The organism is Salinispirillum sp. LH 10-3-1, from assembly GCF_030643825.1.
Classification (GTDB): domain Bacteria; phylum Pseudomonadota; class Gammaproteobacteria; order Pseudomonadales; family Natronospirillaceae; genus Salinispirillum.
This window is the reverse complement of the sequence record NZ_CP101717.1, coordinates 1,949,249-1,968,709: the sequence shown is the minus strand read 5'-3', so window position 1 is coordinate 1,968,709 and position 19,461 is coordinate 1,949,249. Positions and strand designations below refer to the sequence as shown.

Below are 19,461 nucleotides of genomic sequence, written 5' to 3'. Positions count from 1 at the left end.
GTGGGTTTTGTAATTGATGATTCGTATTAATTCTTCTTTCAGTGAGTGAAGAACGTAATATCTTATTTTAAGCTTTTGGCGTTTATTTAAATGTTACATAAAAAATTATTCTGCGCACATTCTACAATTTCCACAAGAATATAAAAAGGAAAAAGTTTATTTTATTTTTTGAAATGCATATAATGAATGTCTAATTTTAAATTAAGGAAGGATAATGAAAAAGATACTCGCAATAGTCGGGCTATTTTTCCTAGTAGGGTGTAATGATTCAAGTGGCGGCTCGTCAGATAACGGTTCTGATAATTACAACGATAACGATAACCCAATCGATGAAAATGAAAATTCATTTAAAGAAGTAAATCTTGGAGCAATAGAGAGTACGTTGTATTTAAACGATTTGAGTGTTATTTATGATATTCGTAAAGATATAGATAATTCAAACGAAATGACTGATGATATCAATGGGTTTGAAATGACGTATTCTATTGAGTCTGCAACCGATGATCGTGTAAAATTAATTGATAATATCATTGCAGTGTACCCTTTTGAGCATACAACTGCAGAAACAATAACTGTACCTGTAAAAGCTGAAGCGGTTAAAACAGATTTTTGGGGTAATGAAGAAGTTATTGAAATAAATATTACTTATACCTTTAATTTGATAGATACCCCATTGGGTAACGAAAGTGGTTTGTATGTGTATACGGTAAAATATCTTGAAACTGTGCCAGTCATTCCAGATTTGAGTAATTATAAAGCAATCAATACGAATGTTGATTTAGATAATAAAAAAGTATCCGATGCATTAACGATTGCAGAATACAATATTAATCTAAATAATTGTCAAGAAATAAAAGATAACAATGCATTTACGTATCATCACAGTTATGTGAGAAATAATGCATTAGAAGAAAACAGACAATCACAAATTATAAACCGTTGTTTATTTGTAAATGATAATAATAATGTAGTTAATGATATGGTTCAAACATACTTTTTACCTCAAAGTATGACTATGAGCGTAGGTTATGCAACAAACAACGAAGTGAATGTTGATTTTTATAATTATGATCATTCTATTACGTTTAATTATTGGAACGATAACAATTCTTCTAGTGATATTGAAGACATTAAGCCTGTAATGGATCGTGATTTTTTCACGCATAATAAAGCAATTGATTTTTACAGTGATAATGCATATGAATTTTTAACCACTGTTTTTTCTTATAAAGTAGCTGATGTTAAAAATACTGATTTGATGATATTCAGTCCATTTACTGAAAATTATGATGTTGTTTCGTTTATGAATAATATCGAAATTGTAGAAGCACAAAATAAAACCGATTTTATCATAGTGAAAGAAGAAACCGGATTTAATGCATTTTCATTTTGGACAGTGGATAGAGAATTAAATAAAGAATTGATTGTATCTAACGTAAATGACATTGAATGGATTAATGTGAATGGCCGTAATGAATTAATGTATATCAATCAATCGTTTGATAAAAAAGAATTGATTGCTATTGATATAGTTACAAAAAACGAAAGAACAATTATTGATTACACTGATAGTTTAGGAACGGTGTATGGTTGGTTTGTAAGTGGGCCACACAATTTCTTAATAGGTACTTTTAATGGAACGCAATATGTTGTAAAAATCAATAATGATGATTCATTTGAATTGATGATGGAGCCTGTTATAAATCATGAATTAAGATACATCGTAAGAACAGATATATCTTATTATGTCGTAGTAAAAGATGATTATGACACATTAACAATTCAAGAAGAAGTTAGTGAAAGAAATAACAAAGGTGCTTTAACATACAGTCAAACAGAAGTAGCAATAACCGTTGTAATGGCTAATGCACGTGGTCAAGAAGAATTGGTGACATTTTATGACAATGTAAATGAGGTAAATATGTTTGCATCATTAACCAGTAATTCTTTATCTCAAAGTATTAAGCCAGAATTAGACGAAAATACAGATTTAGAAGATATTAGAACACTTTTAGGGAATGTTGAAGTCAGTATAGATTTTGTAAACAAAACAAGTGCTAATATGTATAGAATTTATAGTTCTGTCGATAGAATGGTGGATACGGTCGTTTTTGGAGAAGAAACGATTGACAACAATACAAATACAGGAAGATTTTTAGTTTATAACGATTTCACATATTTAACACAAGAAGATAGATTATCTGAAATAAAAGGAGAATTCAATTTTCAAAATAATTATGAAGCATACACAAGTTTCGATGACGTATATCATTATGATGCGTTTGAAAAAAATTGGTTAATGTTTGAATTTTATTCAAAAGAAAACAGTGTAAGTGATGCAGAAATAGATTGTGTATGGATAAGAAATGGTAATAATTCTAATAATGAAAGTGAAAATATGCAAGTATTTGAAAATGTATTAGATGTAAAAGCATTGAATAATAATTTGTATATAAAAACTTTAAGTAATGTTGAAAAAGTAGAAATTAAGAATTATTTCAATAATTGTTATTCAGACGCATTTAATTACAATTAAGCTTCTATTTGAAAATTTTTAACGGCCGCCGATAGCGCGGCCTTCATGGTCAAGCTAAACCGGACACTTTCTGTTTCTGATTTTTCAAGCGAATCGGTGGCGCGTCATCGTTCGTTGAATGCAGTAGTACTAAGGGAAGTATCAAAAACACCATGAACCCATCCGACACGCTAAACGCAATACAGATCCGTCGCTTTTGCCCTGGCGAAGAGGCGGCGCTGTTTGACGTTTACTACTCAGCAATTCACCTCATCGCTATTCGAGATTATAGCGAGGTTCAGGTGAATGCTTGGGCGCCTGCAGATTTGGATAAGGATCTCTGGGCGAGTCGAATAAGCGGCATAAACCCCTTTGTTGCTGAGATCAACGGTGAAGTGGTTGGCTACGCTGATGTTCAGGAGAATGGTTACATCGACCACTTCTTTGTCTCTGGTAAGCACCCAAGGCAAGGCATTGGTAGGTCTCTTATGGAGACGTTACTTTCTGAAGCAAAACGCCTTGAGGTTACCGAGCTTACTTCAGACGTCAGCAGAACGGCGCAGCTATTTTTCGAACGGTTTGGATTTCTGGTGGTCGAGCAGCGGGTGCCTATTGTTCGCGGTGTCGAGGTGCCTAATGCACTCATGCGCCGACTACTCTCCCATCACCTTTAGTTACCTTGGGTACCGTGAATGAACAGTGATGATTTGCACCACAAGTATAGGCGTGGGCAGAGTGCAGTGCTCCCTATAAGGTTCCGGGGTTGAGCGTCCATGTGGCGTAGGTTAATACCGCAGCGAAGCTGACCCAGGCAAAGTAGGGTGCAAGCAGCAGCGCGGCTACTTTGTTCAGGCGCCAAAACGCGACAATGAGGGCGGCGATCAGCACCCACAGTATCAGTATTTCAATAAACGCCACTGCGCCCAAACGCCAACTGAAAAACAGCGATGTCCACAGGGCGTTGGCGACCAACTGAACCAGAAACAGCCCGAGCGCGAAACCCGCTTGGCGAAAGCCGTATACGCGCCATACCATCCATGCCGCAATGGCAATGATCAGGTATAGGGCGCTCCATACGGGGCCAAACAGCCAAGGCGGCGGTGCCCAACGTGGCAGTTCGAGGCTCAGGTAAAATGACTCCGCGCGCACCGACGCCATTGCCCCCAGGGCCGCTGCGGCGAAGGTCGCGGCTAACCAACCTGCTAGGCCGATGGTTTGTTTCAGCAATGTCATCTCGGTATCTGCTCTGTTTGCGCTCATTTGAGTTTATACGCTATCACATAATCCCCAATGGTGGTGCCCACGGAGCCATGCCCGCCAGCCACCTGAACCACCATCTGTTCACCTTGGCTGTTCAGGTAAGTCATTGGCGTAGCTTGTCCGCCTGCCGGTAGGCGAGCCTGCCATATCTGTTCACCGGTGGCGAGGTCGTAGGCGCGCAGGTAGTCGTCTACCGTTGCGGCCAGGAAGACTACGCCGCTTTCGGTGATGATGGGGCCACCAATGCCGGGTACGCCCATTTTAATGGGTAGCGGAATGGGTGAGAGGTCCCTAATCGTTCCGTTTCTGTGCTTGTAGGCAATTTCACCGGTTTTTAGGTCAACCCCGGCCACATAACCCCAAGGAGGTTGCTGGCAGGGTACGCCAATCATCGACAAGAAGGGCTTCATGTCCACGGCGTAGGGTGCGCCTTCATTGGAGTTCAGGCCTTGCTCACCTTGGTTGGTTTCGCCCAGGTCTGCGCCGTCTTTCTCGACTAAACGCTGAATGAAGGCCATGTCCAATGGCATGCCGAACATCACTTGGCGTTTCGGGTCTACGGCGATGCCGCCCCAGTTGAACACACCAAAGTTACCAGGGTAGACCAGTGTGCCCTGCACCGATGGCGGGGTGTACTGGCCTTCGTAACGCAGTGACTTGAACTGAATCCGGCAGATCATTTGGTCCAGCACAGTGGCGCCCCACATGTTTTTCTCGGTCATGGTGGGTGGGCGAAACGTCAGCGCTGAAATCGGTTGAGTTGGCGCGGCTTCGTCTAAATCAACGGTGCCTTGTGGTGCGGGCAGCTCGGTGATCGGGAAGATGGGCTCGCCGGTTGCGCGGTTCAGCACATAGATGTCGCCTTGTTTGGTCGGTACGACTAAGGCGGGTTGTACGCCGCTGTCGGTATCCAAATCAATCAGTGAGGGTTGGGCGGGGGTATCCATGTCCCACAGGTCGTGGTGCACAAACTGTTGCACCCACGCTACTTGGCCGGTTTCCAGGCTCAGGGCTACGACAGAGCTTGAGTAGGTGCCATCCTCTTCCGAGCGGTACCAACCCAGTTGGTCGGGCGTGCGGTTGCCCATGGGGAAGTAAATCAGCCCCAGTTCTTCGTCGGCACTGGCAATGGCCCAACTGTTGGGAGAGCTGGCTCGGTAGACTTCATCCGGCCCGAATGGCTCGGTATTCTCCGGGTCGCCGGCATCCCAGTTCCACATCAGTTCGCCGGTTCTGGCGTCGTAGGCACGAATGACGCCGGACGGTGAGTTGATGTCGTAGTTGTCGTTCACCGAACCCGCCACAACGATCAGGCCGCTAATGACTACGGGTGGTGATGTGGAGTAATAGAAACCGGCTTGTTGGTACGGCATGTTGTGGGTGAGGTCCAGTTCGCCGTTATCAGCGAAACCGGCACAAAGGGCGCCTGTGACGGGGTCGTGGGCCAGTAAACGGGCGTCAGACGTGGGCATAAAGAGCGCGGCGTCGCATTCCACGGAGGCCTGCGTTTCAGCGGCGACATTCAGCAGGGTAGCGGAGGGCACTTCACCGGAAGCGGGCGGTAGGTAGGACACGCCACGGCATGTCTGGTGCTGGCGTTGGCTTTCGGCGGGCACTTGAGCGTCGTACACCCAGCGTTCGGTGCCGTTGTCGGCGTCTAGCGCGACCAGCCAGTTGTGCGGGGTACACAGATACAACGTGTCGCCGATTTTAAGTGGCGTGGCCTGATAGGTGGTTTCCGTGACGTCTTCCGGGCGTTTCATGTCGCCGGTGCGATACCGCCATGCTTCTTCCAGTTGCCCGATATTCTGCGGAGTAATCTGGCCCAACGGGGAATAACGCTGGCCCATGTTGCTTCGTCCGTAGGCGTACCAGCTGTCGTCTGGTGAGTCTCCAAGGTTGGGCGATTCACTGACTACTTGCATATTGAGTCGGCCGGAGAATTCATGGGGGTTGTTAAACAGGCTGCCGAGGGTGATGACGCCCAGTATGGCCCACACGGGCAGCAGTATTTTGCGTCCGCCGTTGTCCGCTACGCTGGAAACCAGTAGGGGAATGGCGAGTAACATAAACAAGCCCAAGCGCGGCGCTAACGCCCACCAGTCGTAACCGGCTTCCCACAGCGCCCACGCCATGGTGACCACTAGAAACCCCGCAAACAGCGGGCGGGTGAAAGGGTGGCGGTTAAAGCCCAGCCACCCATTGAGCAGCAAGACGAGGCCTGCCAGCAGGTAATAGACGCTACCGCCCAGCACGAGCAGGTAGATACCACCCGCTGTGAGTGCAAGACCGATCAGCGCGACTAGAATCGAAAATAAAATCATAGGCCCCAACGTTTATAGTGATGTGCGTTTAATGGACGCTGCACTATAAACGTTGGGGCCTTTTGGGTTTGTGCGGCAGCGTACTTAGGGTTGGGCAAATCGTTGCACTAGTCTCGCAACACGCTGGCCTAGGTAATGCGCTGTAAGCAGGTCTGTTTCATGAACGTCGCCATCCGGCGCGTGTGCAATTAGGCCCGATTGAGCACCCAACCGATTACGTTGTTGTGCATCGTAGCCACCAGGAATATCTATTCCGGCCCACAGCATGCCGTGCTGGTTGGCGAATACTTGCAGGTACTGAAGAGTACATTGTTGGTCGCCGCTGATATTGCCCCCAACGGTGAAACCCGCTGCAATTTTGTCGGCCCAACGTTGTTCTTCCCACAGTTCGCCGGTTGCGTCGGCAAAGGCTTTGAACTGCGCTGTAACGCCACCCATGTAAGTGGGGGAGCCAAAGAGCACGGCATCGGCATTGCTCAAACTGTGCAATAAATCGGTGTTGCGAAAACGTCCTTCCACTATGTCTGCACCAACAATCTCAGCTTGAATGACTGCTATACCGGGCTGAGCTGCTCCTTGAGCCACCGCGTGCGCGAGTTGTTTGGTAGTGCCTGACGGGGAGTGAAATACAATGGCGATTTTCATTCAGCATTTTCCTTCTGTTGCTTGGCCGGTCACCGTTGAGATTCTTGGTTAAAATTGCGCTCAGCCGGGATGTCACTGAGGTATTCGACAAACTCCACTTCAAAGCCGGCAGGGTCGATGAAGTAGACGTTTTTGCGAAACGGCTCGGTAGCTCCGGGCTTGGCAATTGGGTAGCCTGCGTCATTGAGCCTGGCTGTCACGGCCTCGATGTTGTTGGTGACGTAGGCAAAATGCGCCAGACCGACGCTGTGGCCTTCCAACCGCCGGTTGGCGCCTTCTCCATGGTCGCTCAGTGCAATGTAGTGATGGTCGTCACCAAAGTGGATCCATCTACGCGGTTTGCCATTCCATTCTCCCTGTCCTTCATCTCGTACGTGCCAGTGCGGAAACGCCGCACGGTAAAACTTCAGCATGGCTTCAATATCCGCTACGACCAAGTTTATGTGTTCTAAGTACATGGTTGTCTCCTTGAATTGGTTGAGTGGGCAGGGTAAAACCTCAACAAAGGTTGAGGTAAAGCATTTTTTTGAAAAATAGAAATTTCAGGAGCAAATAATGGGGGAGGACAACTGGGGTGTCGGTGCGGTTGCAAAGCGCTGCGGTGTGAAAGTCAGTACGTTGCATTTTTACGAGCAGCAAGGATTGATTCAAAGCTGGCGTAACGACGGCAATCAACGGCGCTACAAGAAAGACGTGCTGAGGCGGATATCGGTGATAAAAGCCGCGCAGAAAGTCGGCGTGAGCCTGGACGAGATCAGAGAGGCGTTTCTGTCGTTGCCGGATAACCGTACGCCAACTGTGGCGGACTGGGAGCTACTGTCGAAAAACTGGCAACGTGTATTGGACGGCCGCATCGCCTATTTGCAATCGTTGCGAGATAACTTGGCGGGTTGTATTGGCTGTGGCTGTCTGAGTATGACGAACTGCCCGCTTTATAATCCAGACGACAAACTCGCGGCGTCGGGCAGTGGAGCGGTGATATTGGATCAGGCAGAGGAGGAGGCGCGGGCGGAATAAGTGATCGCGTTGACGTACGTACGATAAAGCGTACAATCTGCAAATGGTTGAACATCTCAGAGGTACATTATGACCGGAATAACCGCTACTGAAGCGCGCAGCAACCTCTACAGGTTGATTGACGAAACTGCTGAGTCGCATCAGCCGATTGTCATCATGGGAAAACGGAATAAAGCTGTGCTCGTGGCCGAGGAAGACTGGTCGGCAATTCAAGAAACGCTTTTCCTGCTTTCGGTGCCGGGTATGCGGGAGTCTATTCGTGAGGGGCTGGAGACGCCCATTGATGAGTGTGAAGAGGATCTAGACTGGTGACATGGACGTTGGTTTACACGAAGCAAGCCCAAAAAGACGCGAAGAAACTGGCCTCAAGCGGCCTCAAACCAAAAGCTCAAGAGCTACTGGTGCTGATTTCCGAAGATCCTTACCGTAAGCCGCCCCCATTCGAGAAGCTTATCGGTGATCTTGCGGGAGCTTATTCACGCAGGATCAATATTCAGCATCGTCTGGTATACCAGGTGCTTGAAGATGAGCGAGCGGTTAAGGTCCTCCGTCTTTGGAGTCATTACGAATAACAGCCATTACTGTCCAATGCGTCACAATACTTCGATCTACAAATCTCGAGGATAAGGAGCTGGTAACGGTTGGACGCTGTCTGTGATTATTGAGATGAAGCTAGCGGTTAGATAGGAATTAGTTCCGCAATCTGTACCCTGTTGGCTTACAAAGTCCACAAAATATGAACATAGTGGTGGATAAATAGACCGACGTTCGTGTTAGCGGGGCGTTCCTATTGGAGCAGAAGCCGAGGTTGGCTACTTTCTGGAGCGCGGTTACCGATTGCCGCCTGTGAGCTTTACCTTGGACGAGGCCGCTGCGCTGTTACTTGGGGAGAAGCTACTGGTATCGAGCCTTGATATTGATTCGCTGCAGGACTTCAAGCAGGCCCTGAATAAGATTAGAGCGGTAATCAGTAGTACAGATAAAGACTACCTGAGTTCGCTTGATACCGACCTTGAGGTGTTGCCAACTGGCAGCCAATTCCCGATTGACGACGGGGAGAAGGACACCGAAGAGCCACGTTCTCTTAATCAGAAAGGCGCATTGCACAGTGGTGACCGTTGGTTGCGTGAGTGTCGAAGTTCGATTGTACGTCGACAAGTAGTGGAGATTGGCTATGCCGCGTTGAGTCGACATCAACACACTGTGCGGGAAATAGAGCCTATAGGGCTTTTTTACTACAGCTGGCACTGGCATTTCATCGCATGGTGTCGTTTGCGTGAGGCTTATCGGGATTTCCGGCTTGATCGTATTCTTTCATTTTTACCTAAGGCGGAGCAATTTGCGCGGCCCAAAGGCCGCGCGATAACTTGGCGGGTTGTATTGGCTGTGGCTGTCTGAGTATGACGAACTGCCCGCTATATAATCGTGACGACAAACTGGCGGCGTCGGGAAGCGGGGCGGTGATATTGGATCAGGCAGAGGAGGAGGCGCACTCCGTCCGCTATCGCACAGACTCCGCAACGCCCAACAGTGACACTTGAGTGACATTCGTCTCGTCAATGTCACTGTTGGGAGAAACAATATGAACGAACATCGCCACCATGTTTCGGGTTTTTTTGCGCATCGTGAAGAAGCCGAAAGCACGCTTGCTGACTTGGTCGGACAGGGCTTTCCACGCGGGCGAATACTGATTTTTTCCGCCGATTCCGCCTCAGTGTCGCCCGCTCAAGAAGAAAAGAGTGACTCCGCGCTGCACGATGTGCTGGTCGACGGCGCCATCGGCACCGCCGCTGGGTCCGGTCTGGGTGCGCTGGGGGCTGTAGCACTGACCGCGAGCAGCGTGACGCTGTTCATTGCCAGTCCGTTAATTGCTCCGCTGGTGATGATCGGCTGGGGTGCGAGTATGGGTGGTTTGGTCGGCGCAGCGGTTGGCGCATCCGACAGTGCTACAAAAAAGGAGGGCTGGCTTTCAGACTTAGTCAGCGACGCCATCGACAACGGCCAGGTTGTGTTGGTGGCCGAGACGCGCAACGCGCGCGAAGCAGCGTTGGCACGTAAAGTCCTTGCGCTGCACAGCGCATAATCACCGACTGCGCCCTCTAACGGGCGCCCATCTTTCATTCCGAGTTATCTCTCTTCTCCAATTAATTCAATTGTGTGCGTTACCGTACAGACGGTTGCTTTACGCCGTGGTGTTATGGCTAACGGAAGCTCTTAGTCGTTCTCGCAGCACCTCGGAAAGCCGGAGCGCCGTGCGAACAATAATGTGCTTCCCTCTTAAATATTCGATTGTAAGGAGACCATCATGAATACCAATTTGTTGTTGGGCATCTTATTGCTCGCTGGCGCCGCGGTGCTTCTGTATTTCGGCTACACCAGTTCGCAGACACTTGCCGAGCAGGTTCACGAGATGTTCACGGGTAGGTTTTCCTACGCAACCATTTGGTACTTCGAGATCGGTGTGGGCGCAGCCGTTGGCGGGGTGTTGATGCTCTCGCTCGGTTTGATTGCGCTGGCGGTAAAAGCACGGTCTTGATTCGGCCCACTGTGCGGTCGACTTCATATCAGACATTCGTAAGCGAAAGGAGAAGAACATGCTCGAAAGTATTGTCGTTATCCTGGTTATCCTCTGGTTACTGGGCTTTGTTACGTCAACCACCATGGGTGGTTTTATTCATGTGCTCCTGGTCATTGCGGTAGTGGTCGTATTGGTGCGCGTTATTCAAGGTCGTCGCTTATAACGACGCCGGTTTGATTAAAGTGTAGCGAGAAGGAATCAAGACTCATGTTGAGACATTTTGAGATGGAGTGCATACCCATTCAGCGGGTGATTCGCTCTGCACCGGTGACGGTGCTGTTAGTGGAGGCCAATGTCGATGTAGCACGGATGGCTGAAAAAGCTTTGCTCAGTGCCGGTGAAGGCGCAATAAAGGTAGAGTGTTTAACGAATTTGGCACAGGCTTTTGAGCGTTTGGCGCTGGGCGATATTGAGGTGGTATTGGCAGCCGAGTGCTTGCCCGATTGTGCGGCACCCAAGGTGCTAGAGCGTTTGCGCATGGTGGCTCCGGAAGCACTGGTGTTGCCATTGACGGATGTGGACACCCAGTCGGATTCTACCGGCAGCGATGGGCTTGAGTCGGGCATAAGCGTGCTCGATATGAACTGGCTGCCGGGTGCGTTGCTTTATGTAACACGACGAAAAACCACTGAGGCCGCTTGGCAGGCAGCAGACGAAGCGTTGTTCGCCGAGCAAGAGCGCGCGCGCGTGACCTGCGGTTCCATTGCTGATGCGGTGTTGATCACAGACATACAGGGCAAGGTGGCGTTTCTGAATAAAGTGGCTCAAGAATTGACCGGCTGGCCTGGTGCTACGGCGCTCGGAAAACCACTGTTGTCGGTCTTTAAGATCACTGATCGAGAAACCGGCGAGATAGCTAAAAACCCGGCCATTTATGCGATGACAGAGAATATTGCAGTGGCTCCGTCGACAAATTCTATGCTCTGCCGCTACGACGGAACCGAGGTGGGCATTGAGGATTCCGCAGCCCCGTTGCACGACCGGTACGGTGCCGTGACTGGCGCGGTGATTGTGTTTCGAGACATCAGTCAGTCTTTGGTGATGACCCGCAAAATGGCTTGGCTGGCGAGCCACGATTCCTTGACGGGCTTGGCGAGTCGGATGCTGTTTGAAGAACGCTTCCGGCAGGTGGCGAGTTTGGCGAATCGCCAAGGCAAACAGGCAGCGCTGTTGTTTGTGGACTTGGATAACTTCAAACAGACTAATGATCTCTTTGGACATCGAGTCGGCGATCATGTGTTGCAGGCCGTGGCCCGCACATTGCTGCGCGGTGTGCGTGATACGGACACGGTATGTCGGTACGGCGGCGATGAGTTTGTCATCTTGCTGGCAGATGTATCTGATTTGGCGGCGGCAGAGTTGGCGGCGAACAAGTTACTGAGCCTGTTTGCTCGCGCATTGCAGGTGGATGAGCACCGCGTGAAGGTGTCTATGAGTATTGGTATCAGTATGTACCCCAATGACGGCCGTGAGATGCAGGCGCTGATTGAGCGCGCGGACATCGCCATGTACCAAGCTAAAGCTTCAGGAAAGAATGCTTGCGGCATTGAGGGTGCAATACGTCCTGCAAACGTGCTGTAAAGGCGCGTGGATGCTGGCGATCAGGCCGATGAGTATGTGTTGTAGCGAACAGACAATGTGTACTCAGAAGCCCAACCTGACATGGTGTTCCCGATACTTGGGAGCAGCAATTAAAGGCCCACGAGGGTCCGGCAAGACTGCCGAAAATGTTAGGAGAAACACCATGAACACGATGAAGAAATTTACCACCTTCACTGCATGCGCCGCCATTGTACCGGTTTTGACATTAGGTTCAGCAGCCTTTGCGCAGACTCAAACGGGTACTGGTATGCAAGGCAAAGAGCAAAGCACAAGCACTACTGGTCAAGGCACTATGGGCCAGCGAGGCTCTACCCATAACGGTTCTGAGAACGGATTCTTCAGTAACAGCCCGGTGGGTGCTCTGTACGCTGATGACATCATCGGTAAAACCATTAAGCACCGCGCGTCTGATGAGGATGTAGGCAGCATTGATGACCTGGTCATCGGTGATGACGGTAGCATCATCGGTGTGTTGGTTACCACGGGTGGATTTCTGGGCATGGGTGGCCAAGAGGTCAACCTGAGCTGGGATGAGCTGCACCACACTATGGAAGATGGCGAGTACGAGTTCTACACCGACATCACGGAAGATGCGCTGCGTAACGCGCCGAAATACGGTCGTAAGTAATCCAACCTAGTGAACACGGGGCACTCTGTGCCCCCAACTTGTCTTTGTCTTTAAGCAATGAAACACATGAGTCACGAAAAGAAGATGTCTATCGACTTTGCTCCCGCACAGAAACAGTTACTCCGCTATACCATTCTGGCCCTGAGTGCCGTTACGTTGTTGGGCACTGTAGTGTTCGTTTTATGGGTGCTTGGTAAAGTGATTGGCTTCTTACATCTATTGGTCTTCCCTTTGGCCATTGGCGGCCTACTGGCGTTGATCCTGTTCCCAGTCATTGAATTGTTTGAGCACCGCTTGCGTATGAACCGGTTGGCAGCGGTGATCTCCTTGTTTGTCGTGTTATTTGCCTTGTGTGTCACGGTATTGGTGTTGGTGCTGCCAGCGGCTGTTTATCAGGGCAGCCAGTTTATTGAATCTATTCCTGCGATGGCTGAACGCGGTTATAGCAGTCTGACAACGCGGTTTCCGCGCGCGTTGCCCATGCTGGAAAATGCCCTGGCTGAAATGGATGTTCAGTCGATGCTACCGGGTGCTGAGGCAACCGTTGATCGCGTATTCGTCTATATCGGTTTTCTGGTGGGGCTGGGGTTTGTGCCTCTGTACCTGTTCTTTGCGTTGTTGTCTGGGCATCATCTCAAGGCGTCGGCCAGAGGTATGCTTTTTGTTCTCTCGCCCAAGAGTCAGAATGATGTGCTGTATCACGGCCAGCTGTTCGTGGACTATCTCACCGCGTTTTTTCGTGGTCAGCTCACCATTGCTTTGATTATGGGGGTGATGATGGCCATCGGTTTTACGGTTGTTGGGCTAGAGGCGGCCATCTACTTCGGTCTGGCCTTAGGCCTGCTGAACATTGTGCCGTACCTCGGCTTCATGGTTGGCACCTTCACTGTGTTGCCGGTGGCGTATTTTCAACCCGATGGTAGCACTCAGCTTGTCCTGCTGGTGATGGTGGTCATCGCGGTGACGCAATTGGTTGAAAGTATGTTTTTGACACCCAAGATCATGGCTGATCGCTCGGGTTTGCACCCGGCGCTGGTGGTGATCTCTATTCTGTTCTGGGGAACGGTGTTCGGTGGGGTAGTGGGGATGATTCTGGCGGTGCCGCTCACGGCCTTCTTGGTGACGGTTGTGGAGCACACCAAAAGCCGGTTCAACCGACAGCACAATAGGCAAGACGTACCTGAAATACAGACATCGAAGTTACCGCCAAATTGATACACAGAACTGCCTGCGACAAAACAGAGTTGCGCAGGCAGCGTTTACGGTTATTTGCGAGTGCTTGCTATTGCACTACTTAGCTTTGTGCTTAGAGGATGTTTCAAACTCGCGCACTTGCTTTTCGGCTTCGTCTTTTGAGATGCCGTAGGCTTGCTGAATTTCACCGGCCAGTTGGTCACGCTTGCCGTCAATCTGGTCTAGGCGGTCGTTTGTCAGCTTGCCCCATTTCTCTTTAACGCTGCCTTTAAGTTCCTTCCAGTTGCCTTTGATAATGTCACTGTTCATGGGTATCTCCTGTGGCTTGCGCCATATTTTGGATAGGTAAAACGGTTTCCTGCGCAACGCAGAGCCGTCATACAGAAGAGTGTTCCCTTGTGCCATAGGTGTCTGTTCGCTAACGAACGCATGCCTGCCGTTACTCGCTATAGCCTTGATAAATTGGCGCTCGTTGGCCTTTGTATGCTGCCGCACAGACACCCGAACGGACGAGTCTGATACTGATGCTGTGCATTCGTGATGGTTAACAACCTGTTTATTTGCGGATGTGCGATCCGCGTCAAGTTCCTATTGGCGCATTTCGGAAATGCAATCTGATCAACTTATGTAAGGTAACTCATATGACCAGAATCAACACAGTAGCTATGACTCTCTGCCTTCTCGGTGGATTGCCTGTAGTCGCCTCCGCACAATCACTCTCAGCCGCTTCACATAACCCTGAAATTGGGCCAGTTATGGGCGATCGGGAATTCTCAATCTCGGGTACTGGTGCAAGCGATCAAGGCTTTAACAGCGGTGCGTTTGGTGTATCAGGCGATTTGGGCTGGTACCTGAGCAACAACGTGGTACTGGGTGTGCGCCAGAGCGTTAACTACGCCAGCATCAGCGGCGAAATGCTCTCTAATGACTTCTGGAACGGTTCGACTCGCGGTTACGTGAACTATCAGTTCATGAACGACGCAATTCAGCCGTTCGTAGGTGGTAGCTTGGGTGGTATCTATGGCGACGGCGTTCAAAACAGTGTTTTTGCTGGTTTGGAAACGGGCGTGAAGTACTACCTGCAACCTAAGGCCTATCTGCTGGGCCGCGTTGACTATCAATTCAAGTTTGATGAGTCGAGCGAAGCAGCTGATGCGTTCCAAGATAGCGGTATTTGGGCTTATACCGTGGGTCTTGGCGTCAACTACTAGGGTTTAGCCTTAGTCATGCGGCGGCTGGTTTAGCATCAGCCGCTTCGGTAGAGGCCACAAGGTCGGTGATTCCATCGGCCTTGTGGCTTTTTCATAACTCGTAAGAGAGAGAACGTTATGTCGAAATTTAGTACAGCGTCCAATCCGGTAGCACAGCACGGCGTCGCGGCAGCCATGGGCGACGTAGCGGATGGGCACAGCGCCGTCTCTTGGGCGGCCATCTTTGCAGGGGCAGTAGGCGCGGCTGCATTGTCGTTGTTATTGCTTATTCTTGGTACTGGTCTGGGATTCTCCGTTATCTCACCGTGGAGCATGGACGGTATCAGTATCTCCACAATCGGTTTTGCAGCCATCTTATGGCTGACGTTTACCCAACTCGCGGCATCCGGTATGGGTGGTTACTTGGCCGGTCGTTTGCGCACCAAATGGGCGGCAACGCACAGCAACGAAGTGTATTTTCGCGATACAGCGCACGGTTTTATGACGTGGGCGGTGGCGTCTTTGTTGATGGTGGTATTAACCACGTCTGTCATTGGTTCGTTGATCAGCGGAACCGTTCGTGCGGGCTCAGAAATGGCCAGTGGGGCAAGTTCTGCGGCCACCATGATGTCTGGCGAAACCAACACGCTCGAATACCACATCGACTCACTGTTCCGTGGCGATGCTCCGGCATCAACCACCGCTACAGCGACCGGCACTACTCAACCTGGCACCACACAACCTGGCACCACACAACAGGGTAGCGCAGTGTCAGACATCCCGGTGGCTGAAGTCACACGCATTTTCGCCCGCGCCTTGAGCACCGGTGAATTGCCGCAAGATGACCAGCGTTATATTGGTCGGTTGATCGCCGAGCGCACGGAATTGAATCAGCAACAGGCAGAACAGCGCGTGTCTCAGAACTTTGACGACGTACAAACCACTCTCGACGAGTTTGAAGCCACGGCGGTTGAAGCAGCAGACGAGGCTCGCAAGGCTTCTGCCTATGCGGCTTTATGGATGTTCATCACTCTGTCGATTGGCGCTTTCGCAGCCAGTTTGATGGCGGTGTATGGTGGACGGCAGCGCGACACGGTTTAAGTCATACCCAATTAATGAAGAGGAAAAGGCTATGCACGCGATACTACTGTGGTTTCTCGGGATTCCCATTCCCATCATCATCTTGCTCGCATTGATTTTGTAAGGCGTGGACGAAGCATCGGACGGCGAATCGCCGCTACCCGATGCTTCGTACTATTCGTTGAGAGGATAAGCTACTATGAACACCGTCATTTATACATGGAGTCTGTATGCCAGTAACCATCGATGAATCTAAAACCCTGACCGAACTGCGAAACAAGGCTGAAGAGCAGTTGCAAACTGGAACGACCCGCGCCGGTGGCCATTGGTCGCTGGGTGTTGATGCCTTGCGCATGCTCCACCGTTTGTCGAGCAACCCGGACAGCGCCGATGATGCACTCAAATTGTTGCATGAATTGCAGGTTCATCAGGTAGAACTGGACTTACAAAACGAAGAAATGGCCGCCAATGAACAGGCATTGGTAGACGATTTGAACCTTTATCGAGATCTTTACGACTCCGCACCGCAAGGCTATTTTTTGATCGATAGCACAGGCAAAGTCATTCAAGGGAATTACGCGGCGGCGGCTTTGCTTGATCTTGGGCGTGATGACTTGGCTGGGCAAGCGCTTGATACGTTCTTACTTGCTCAAAGTCGGCCTTTGCTGTTGGGCTTACTGAAGCGCGTTGCGCACAGTGGCGATAGGGACTCTTGTGTGGCTGAAGTGATGAAAGGGGACAAGGGTTCTCGCTACATTCAGTTTTCTGCCGCAACGCACCCCGGATATAAGCACCTGCTGCTGGCCTGCTGCGAGTGCTGACACGCGTTTGTGGTATTGGCGCCTCCGCCGGCGGTTTGGCGCCGCTTGAAGAATTTTTTTCCCGTATTCCACTGCGCAGCAAGATGGCCTATGTGGTGGTGCAACACCTCGACCCCAACCATAAAGCTTTGTTGACCGAGTTGTTGCAACGGGTCACTGCGATGGTGGTACAGGAAGTTACCGAAGGTATGGCCATAGAGCCAGACTGCGTTTACGTCATTCCGCCAAATACCGAACTGACTGTGGCTGATGGCCTGTTACACCTTGCCGAACCGATGGAACCGCGCGGTTTGCGTCTGCCTATCAATGTGCTGTTTTCCTCGCTGGCCAGCGCCTACGGCGAACGGGCCATCGGTGTGGTGCTCTCCGGTATGGGCTCGGACGGCACATTGGGTTTGCAAACCATCAAGACGGTTGGCGGCCTAACCGCAGTACAACAACCCGATGGCGCCCAGTACGATGCCATGCCGCAGAGCGCCATCACGGCTGATTGCGTCGACATTATTGCTCACCCCGAAGATCTGCCGGATCGCATAATGGCCTGTCTTTCCGAGACTTCGGATGCTGGTACTCACGACGAACAGTCCGATGTTTCGGAGCCGGACACGACGCCTTTGCAGCGGATTTTTCGTCTGCTGCAAGGACGTACTCGCCACGATTTCTCGCTCTATAAACCCAGTACTTTGCACCGCCGCATGGAACGACGCATGGCGATCCACGAAATCGCCACCTTGGCGCTGTACGCCGACTTCCTGCAAAGCAACCCGCAAGAGATCGACTTACTGTTCAAGGAAGTGTTGATCGGCGTAACCCATTTTTTCCGGGATACCGCCGTCTGGGAACACCTGGCGAACACCATCTTGCCCGACTTGTTGGCCAAACAGCACCGCGAGCCGAACCTGCGCGCCTGGGTGGTCGGCTGCTCGACCGGCGAAGAAGCCTATTCCTTGGCCATGATCTTTACGGAGGCCTTAGACAAGTTACCCAGGCCCCATGCGTTCAGTTTGCAGATATTCGCTTCTGACCTAAGCCCCGATGCCATCGCCACCGCACGCCGTGGTTTTTACCCAGCTACCATCAGCGGAAGCGTATCGGCAGATCGGCTAGGCAGATTTTTTACGGCTCAGAGTGACGGCTACCAAATCAACGGCGATATTCGTGACCGAGTGTTATTCGCCCAGCAAAATGTGGTGCTCGATCCGCCGTTTACCCGACTGGATCTGATCTCCTGCCGGAACCTATTGATTTACTTTGATCAGCGCTTGCAGCGGAAGTTGATTCCATTATTTCACTACAGCCTGCGCCCTGGCGGTGTACTCTTGCTAGGCAGTTCGGAAACGGTAGGGCGCTATACCCAGATATTTACGCCCCTGCAGTCCAAGCTGCGTGTGTATCAGCGCCAAGAGGATGCCCAAGATGGCGATCTTCGTATGCCCGTTAAGTCGTTTCCACCCCTGTCTGCCATCGCTAAGGAGCTCCCTGTGTCCCCCAGTCATCCACCCTCCGAGACGCCCAACAACCTGCAGTCGGCTGCCGACCAAGTATTGCTGCAAGTTTATGCACCTGCCGCCGTGGTGGTGAACGACGACGGTGATGTCGTCTACATCAGCGGTCGCACCGGTAAATATCTGGAGCCGGCCGCCGGGAAGGCCAACTGGAATTTTCATGCCATGGTGCGCGAAGGGCTGCGTACATCCATTGCCAGTGCGTTGCGCCAAGCGTCGAAGAAGAGCGAACCCTTATTGCTGCAAGGCTTGCAGGTACAATTGCCCGGCGGCGGTATGCAGAGCGTTGATGTAACGGTTCAGGCCTTGAAGGAGCCCAGTACGTTGCAGGGTATGAAGATCATCGTCTTTCGCGATATTGCCGCCAACGTCTCTGGCTCGACTGGTAAAGGTCAATCGAAAACCGCGACCCAGCGAGCGCACGCTGCCGAGCTGCAACAATGCAAAGATGAAATTCAAAGCCTGCATGAGGAAAATCGCGCCTCGCGCGAAGAATTGCAGTCGGCCAACGAGGAGTTGCAGTCGACGAATGAAGAACTGCAGTCCACAAACGAAGAACTGACCACCTCGAAAGAAGAAATGCAGTCCATGAACGAAGAGCTGCAAACCGTCAATGCGGAAATGCAGACCAAGCTCGATGATTTGGCGCTGGCGCAGAGTGATATGAAAAACCTGCTCAACAGTATTGAAATTGCCATTCTTTTTTTGGATCAGAACTTAAATTTACGGCGCTTCACGGATCGAGCTTCCAAGATCATCAGTATCCGAGAAAGCGACATTGGACGCCCTTTGAGCGACCTTACGACGACTCTGCTGTATCCCGAGCTTAAAGAAGATGCGCAAAATACGCTGAAGACCTTGGCCTTTTCCGAGAAGCAGATTGCCACGACCGATGGCCGTTGGTTTACCGTGCGGATCATGCCTTATTGCCGGCTGGACAATGTCATTGATGGGGTGGTGATTACGCTGCTGGACATTACTGACACCAAAGCCCTAGAGAACGCCTTACGCAGTGACTCGAAAGCGTAGAGCTCAACGTGGGATAGTCGGGAAACGCGCCACAAGCAGATCGTAAGAATGTCTGCTTGTGGGGGTATTGCCA

21 protein-coding genes are annotated in these 19,461 nt (G+C 50.5%); 16 read left to right on the top strand and 5 right to left on the bottom strand.

Annotated elements, in window-relative coordinates; genetic code table 11:
* Positions 1-214 precede the first annotated feature (214 nt).
* Together NFC81_RS08805 and NFC81_RS08800 are read left to right on the top strand one after the other, a co-directional pair.
* Entirely contained in the window at positions 215-2,536 is a 2,322-nt protein-coding gene (locus NFC81_RS08805) for a hypothetical protein (protein WP_304994112.1), read from the top strand.
* A gap of 152 nt (positions 2,537-2,688) precedes the next feature.
* Positions 2,689-3,189 carry a GNAT family N-acetyltransferase gene (locus tag NFC81_RS08800; protein ID WP_304994111.1) on the top strand — a complete coding sequence of 167 codons (501 nt, stop codon included), beginning with the start codon at positions 2,689-2,691 and terminating at the stop codon, positions 3,187-3,189.
* 73 nt (positions 3,190-3,262) lie between these two features.
* On the opposite strand, the gene NFC81_RS08795 is transcribed toward NFC81_RS08800, so the two are convergent.
* The 4 genes from NFC81_RS08795 to NFC81_RS08780 form a co-directional block, all read right to left on the bottom strand.
* Positions 3,263-3,748, bottom strand: coding sequence for a TspO/MBR family protein (locus tag NFC81_RS08795; protein WP_304994110.1), 486 nt, complete (start codon positions 3,746-3,748; stop codon positions 3,263-3,265).
* A gap of 23 nt (positions 3,749-3,771) precedes the next feature.
* Positions 3,772-6,099, bottom strand: a complete 2,328-nt coding sequence (locus NFC81_RS08790) for a glucose/quinate/shikimate family membrane-bound PQQ-dependent dehydrogenase (RefSeq protein WP_304994109.1) — start codon at positions 6,097-6,099, stop codon at positions 3,772-3,774.
* Positions 6,100-6,183: 84 nt separating this feature from the next.
* Positions 6,184-6,744, bottom strand: coding sequence for a flavodoxin family protein (locus NFC81_RS08785; protein WP_304994108.1), 561 nt, complete (start codon positions 6,742-6,744; stop codon positions 6,184-6,186).
* 29 nt (positions 6,745-6,773) lie between these two features.
* Positions 6,774-7,202: a VOC family protein gene (locus NFC81_RS08780; protein WP_304994107.1), complete on the bottom strand. Its 429-nt coding sequence runs from the start codon at positions 7,200-7,202 to the stop codon at positions 6,774-6,776.
* A 97-nt stretch (positions 7,203-7,299) separates the two neighbouring features.
* Here NFC81_RS08780 and soxR point away from each other — a divergent pair, with 97 nt between their 5' ends.
* From soxR to NFC81_RS08725, 10 genes are all read left to right on the top strand, one after another.
* Positions 7,300-7,761: a redox-sensitive transcriptional activator SoxR gene (gene soxR, locus NFC81_RS08775; RefSeq protein ID WP_304994106.1), complete on the top strand. Its 462-nt coding sequence runs from the start codon at positions 7,300-7,302 to the stop codon at positions 7,759-7,761.
* 69 nt (positions 7,762-7,830) lie between these two features.
* Positions 7,831-8,073 (top strand): type II toxin-antitoxin system Phd/YefM family antitoxin, encoded by a 243-nt coding sequence (locus NFC81_RS08770; RefSeq protein WP_304994105.1) that lies wholly within the window; start codon positions 7,831-7,833, stop codon positions 8,071-8,073.
* A complete protein-coding gene (locus tag NFC81_RS08765; RefSeq protein ID WP_304994104.1) occupies positions 8,070-8,333 on the top strand; it encodes a Txe/YoeB family addiction module toxin in 264 nt (87 codons plus the stop codon). Before NFC81_RS08770 ends, NFC81_RS08765 begins: the two co-directional genes overlap by 4 nt.
* A gap of 274 nt (positions 8,334-8,607) precedes the next feature.
* Positions 8,608-9,159: a helix-turn-helix transcriptional regulator gene (locus NFC81_RS15985; RefSeq protein WP_370529854.1), complete on the top strand. Its 552-nt coding sequence runs from the start codon at positions 8,608-8,610 to the stop codon at positions 9,157-9,159.
* A 184-nt stretch (positions 9,160-9,343) separates the two neighbouring features.
* Positions 9,344-9,844 carry a hypothetical protein gene (locus tag NFC81_RS08750; RefSeq protein WP_304994103.1) on the top strand — a complete coding sequence of 167 codons (501 nt, stop codon included), beginning with the start codon at positions 9,344-9,346 and terminating at the stop codon, positions 9,842-9,844.
* Between the two features lie 222 nt (positions 9,845-10,066).
* Entirely contained in the window at positions 10,067-10,297 is a 231-nt protein-coding gene (locus NFC81_RS08745) for a DUF3185 family protein (protein WP_304994102.1), read from the top strand.
* Between the two features lie 58 nt (positions 10,298-10,355).
* A complete protein-coding gene (locus NFC81_RS08740) occupies positions 10,356-10,502 on the top strand; it encodes a lmo0937 family membrane protein (protein WP_304994101.1) in 147 nt (48 codons plus the stop codon).
* 44 nt (positions 10,503-10,546) lie between these two features.
* On the top strand, positions 10,547-11,920 hold the full coding sequence (locus tag NFC81_RS08735) for a diguanylate cyclase domain-containing protein (RefSeq protein WP_304994100.1): 1,374 nt from the start codon (positions 10,547-10,549) through the stop codon (positions 11,918-11,920).
* A 163-nt stretch (positions 11,921-12,083) separates the two neighbouring features.
* Entirely contained in the window at positions 12,084-12,569 is a 486-nt protein-coding gene (locus NFC81_RS08730; protein WP_304994099.1) for a PRC-barrel domain-containing protein, read from the top strand.
* 66 nt (positions 12,570-12,635) lie between these two features.
* Positions 12,636-13,784, top strand: coding sequence for an AI-2E family transporter (locus NFC81_RS08725; RefSeq protein ID WP_304994098.1), 1,149 nt, complete (start codon positions 12,636-12,638; stop codon positions 13,782-13,784).
* A gap of 75 nt (positions 13,785-13,859) precedes the next feature.
* Here NFC81_RS08725 and NFC81_RS08720 read toward each other — a convergent pair whose 3' ends face one another.
* The gene (locus NFC81_RS08720; RefSeq protein WP_304994097.1) at positions 13,860-14,072 is read right to left on the bottom strand and encodes a CsbD family protein; all 213 of its coding nucleotides are present in this window, start codon (positions 14,070-14,072) and stop codon (positions 13,860-13,862) included.
* A gap of 446 nt (positions 14,073-14,518) precedes the next feature.
* Between NFC81_RS08720 and NFC81_RS08715 the strand changes: the two genes are divergently transcribed.
* From NFC81_RS08715 to NFC81_RS08700, 4 genes are all read left to right on the top strand, one after another.
* Positions 14,519-14,974, top strand: a complete 456-nt coding sequence (locus NFC81_RS08715) for a hypothetical protein (RefSeq protein WP_304994096.1) — start codon at positions 14,519-14,521, stop codon at positions 14,972-14,974.
* A gap of 117 nt (positions 14,975-15,091) precedes the next feature.
* A complete protein-coding gene (locus NFC81_RS08710; protein ID WP_304994095.1) occupies positions 15,092-16,054 on the top strand; it encodes a hypothetical protein in 963 nt (320 codons plus the stop codon).
* A 209-nt stretch (positions 16,055-16,263) separates the two neighbouring features.
* Positions 16,264-16,854: a PAS domain-containing protein gene (locus NFC81_RS08705; RefSeq protein WP_304994094.1), complete on the top strand. Its 591-nt coding sequence runs from the start codon at positions 16,264-16,266 to the stop codon at positions 16,852-16,854.
* A complete protein-coding gene (locus NFC81_RS08700; protein ID WP_304994093.1) occupies positions 16,848-19,388 on the top strand; it encodes a chemotaxis protein CheB in 2,541 nt (846 codons plus the stop codon). The genes NFC81_RS08705 and NFC81_RS08700 overlap by 7 nt, the downstream gene beginning before the upstream one ends.
* The last annotated feature ends 73 nt before the right edge of the window (positions 19,389-19,461 follow it).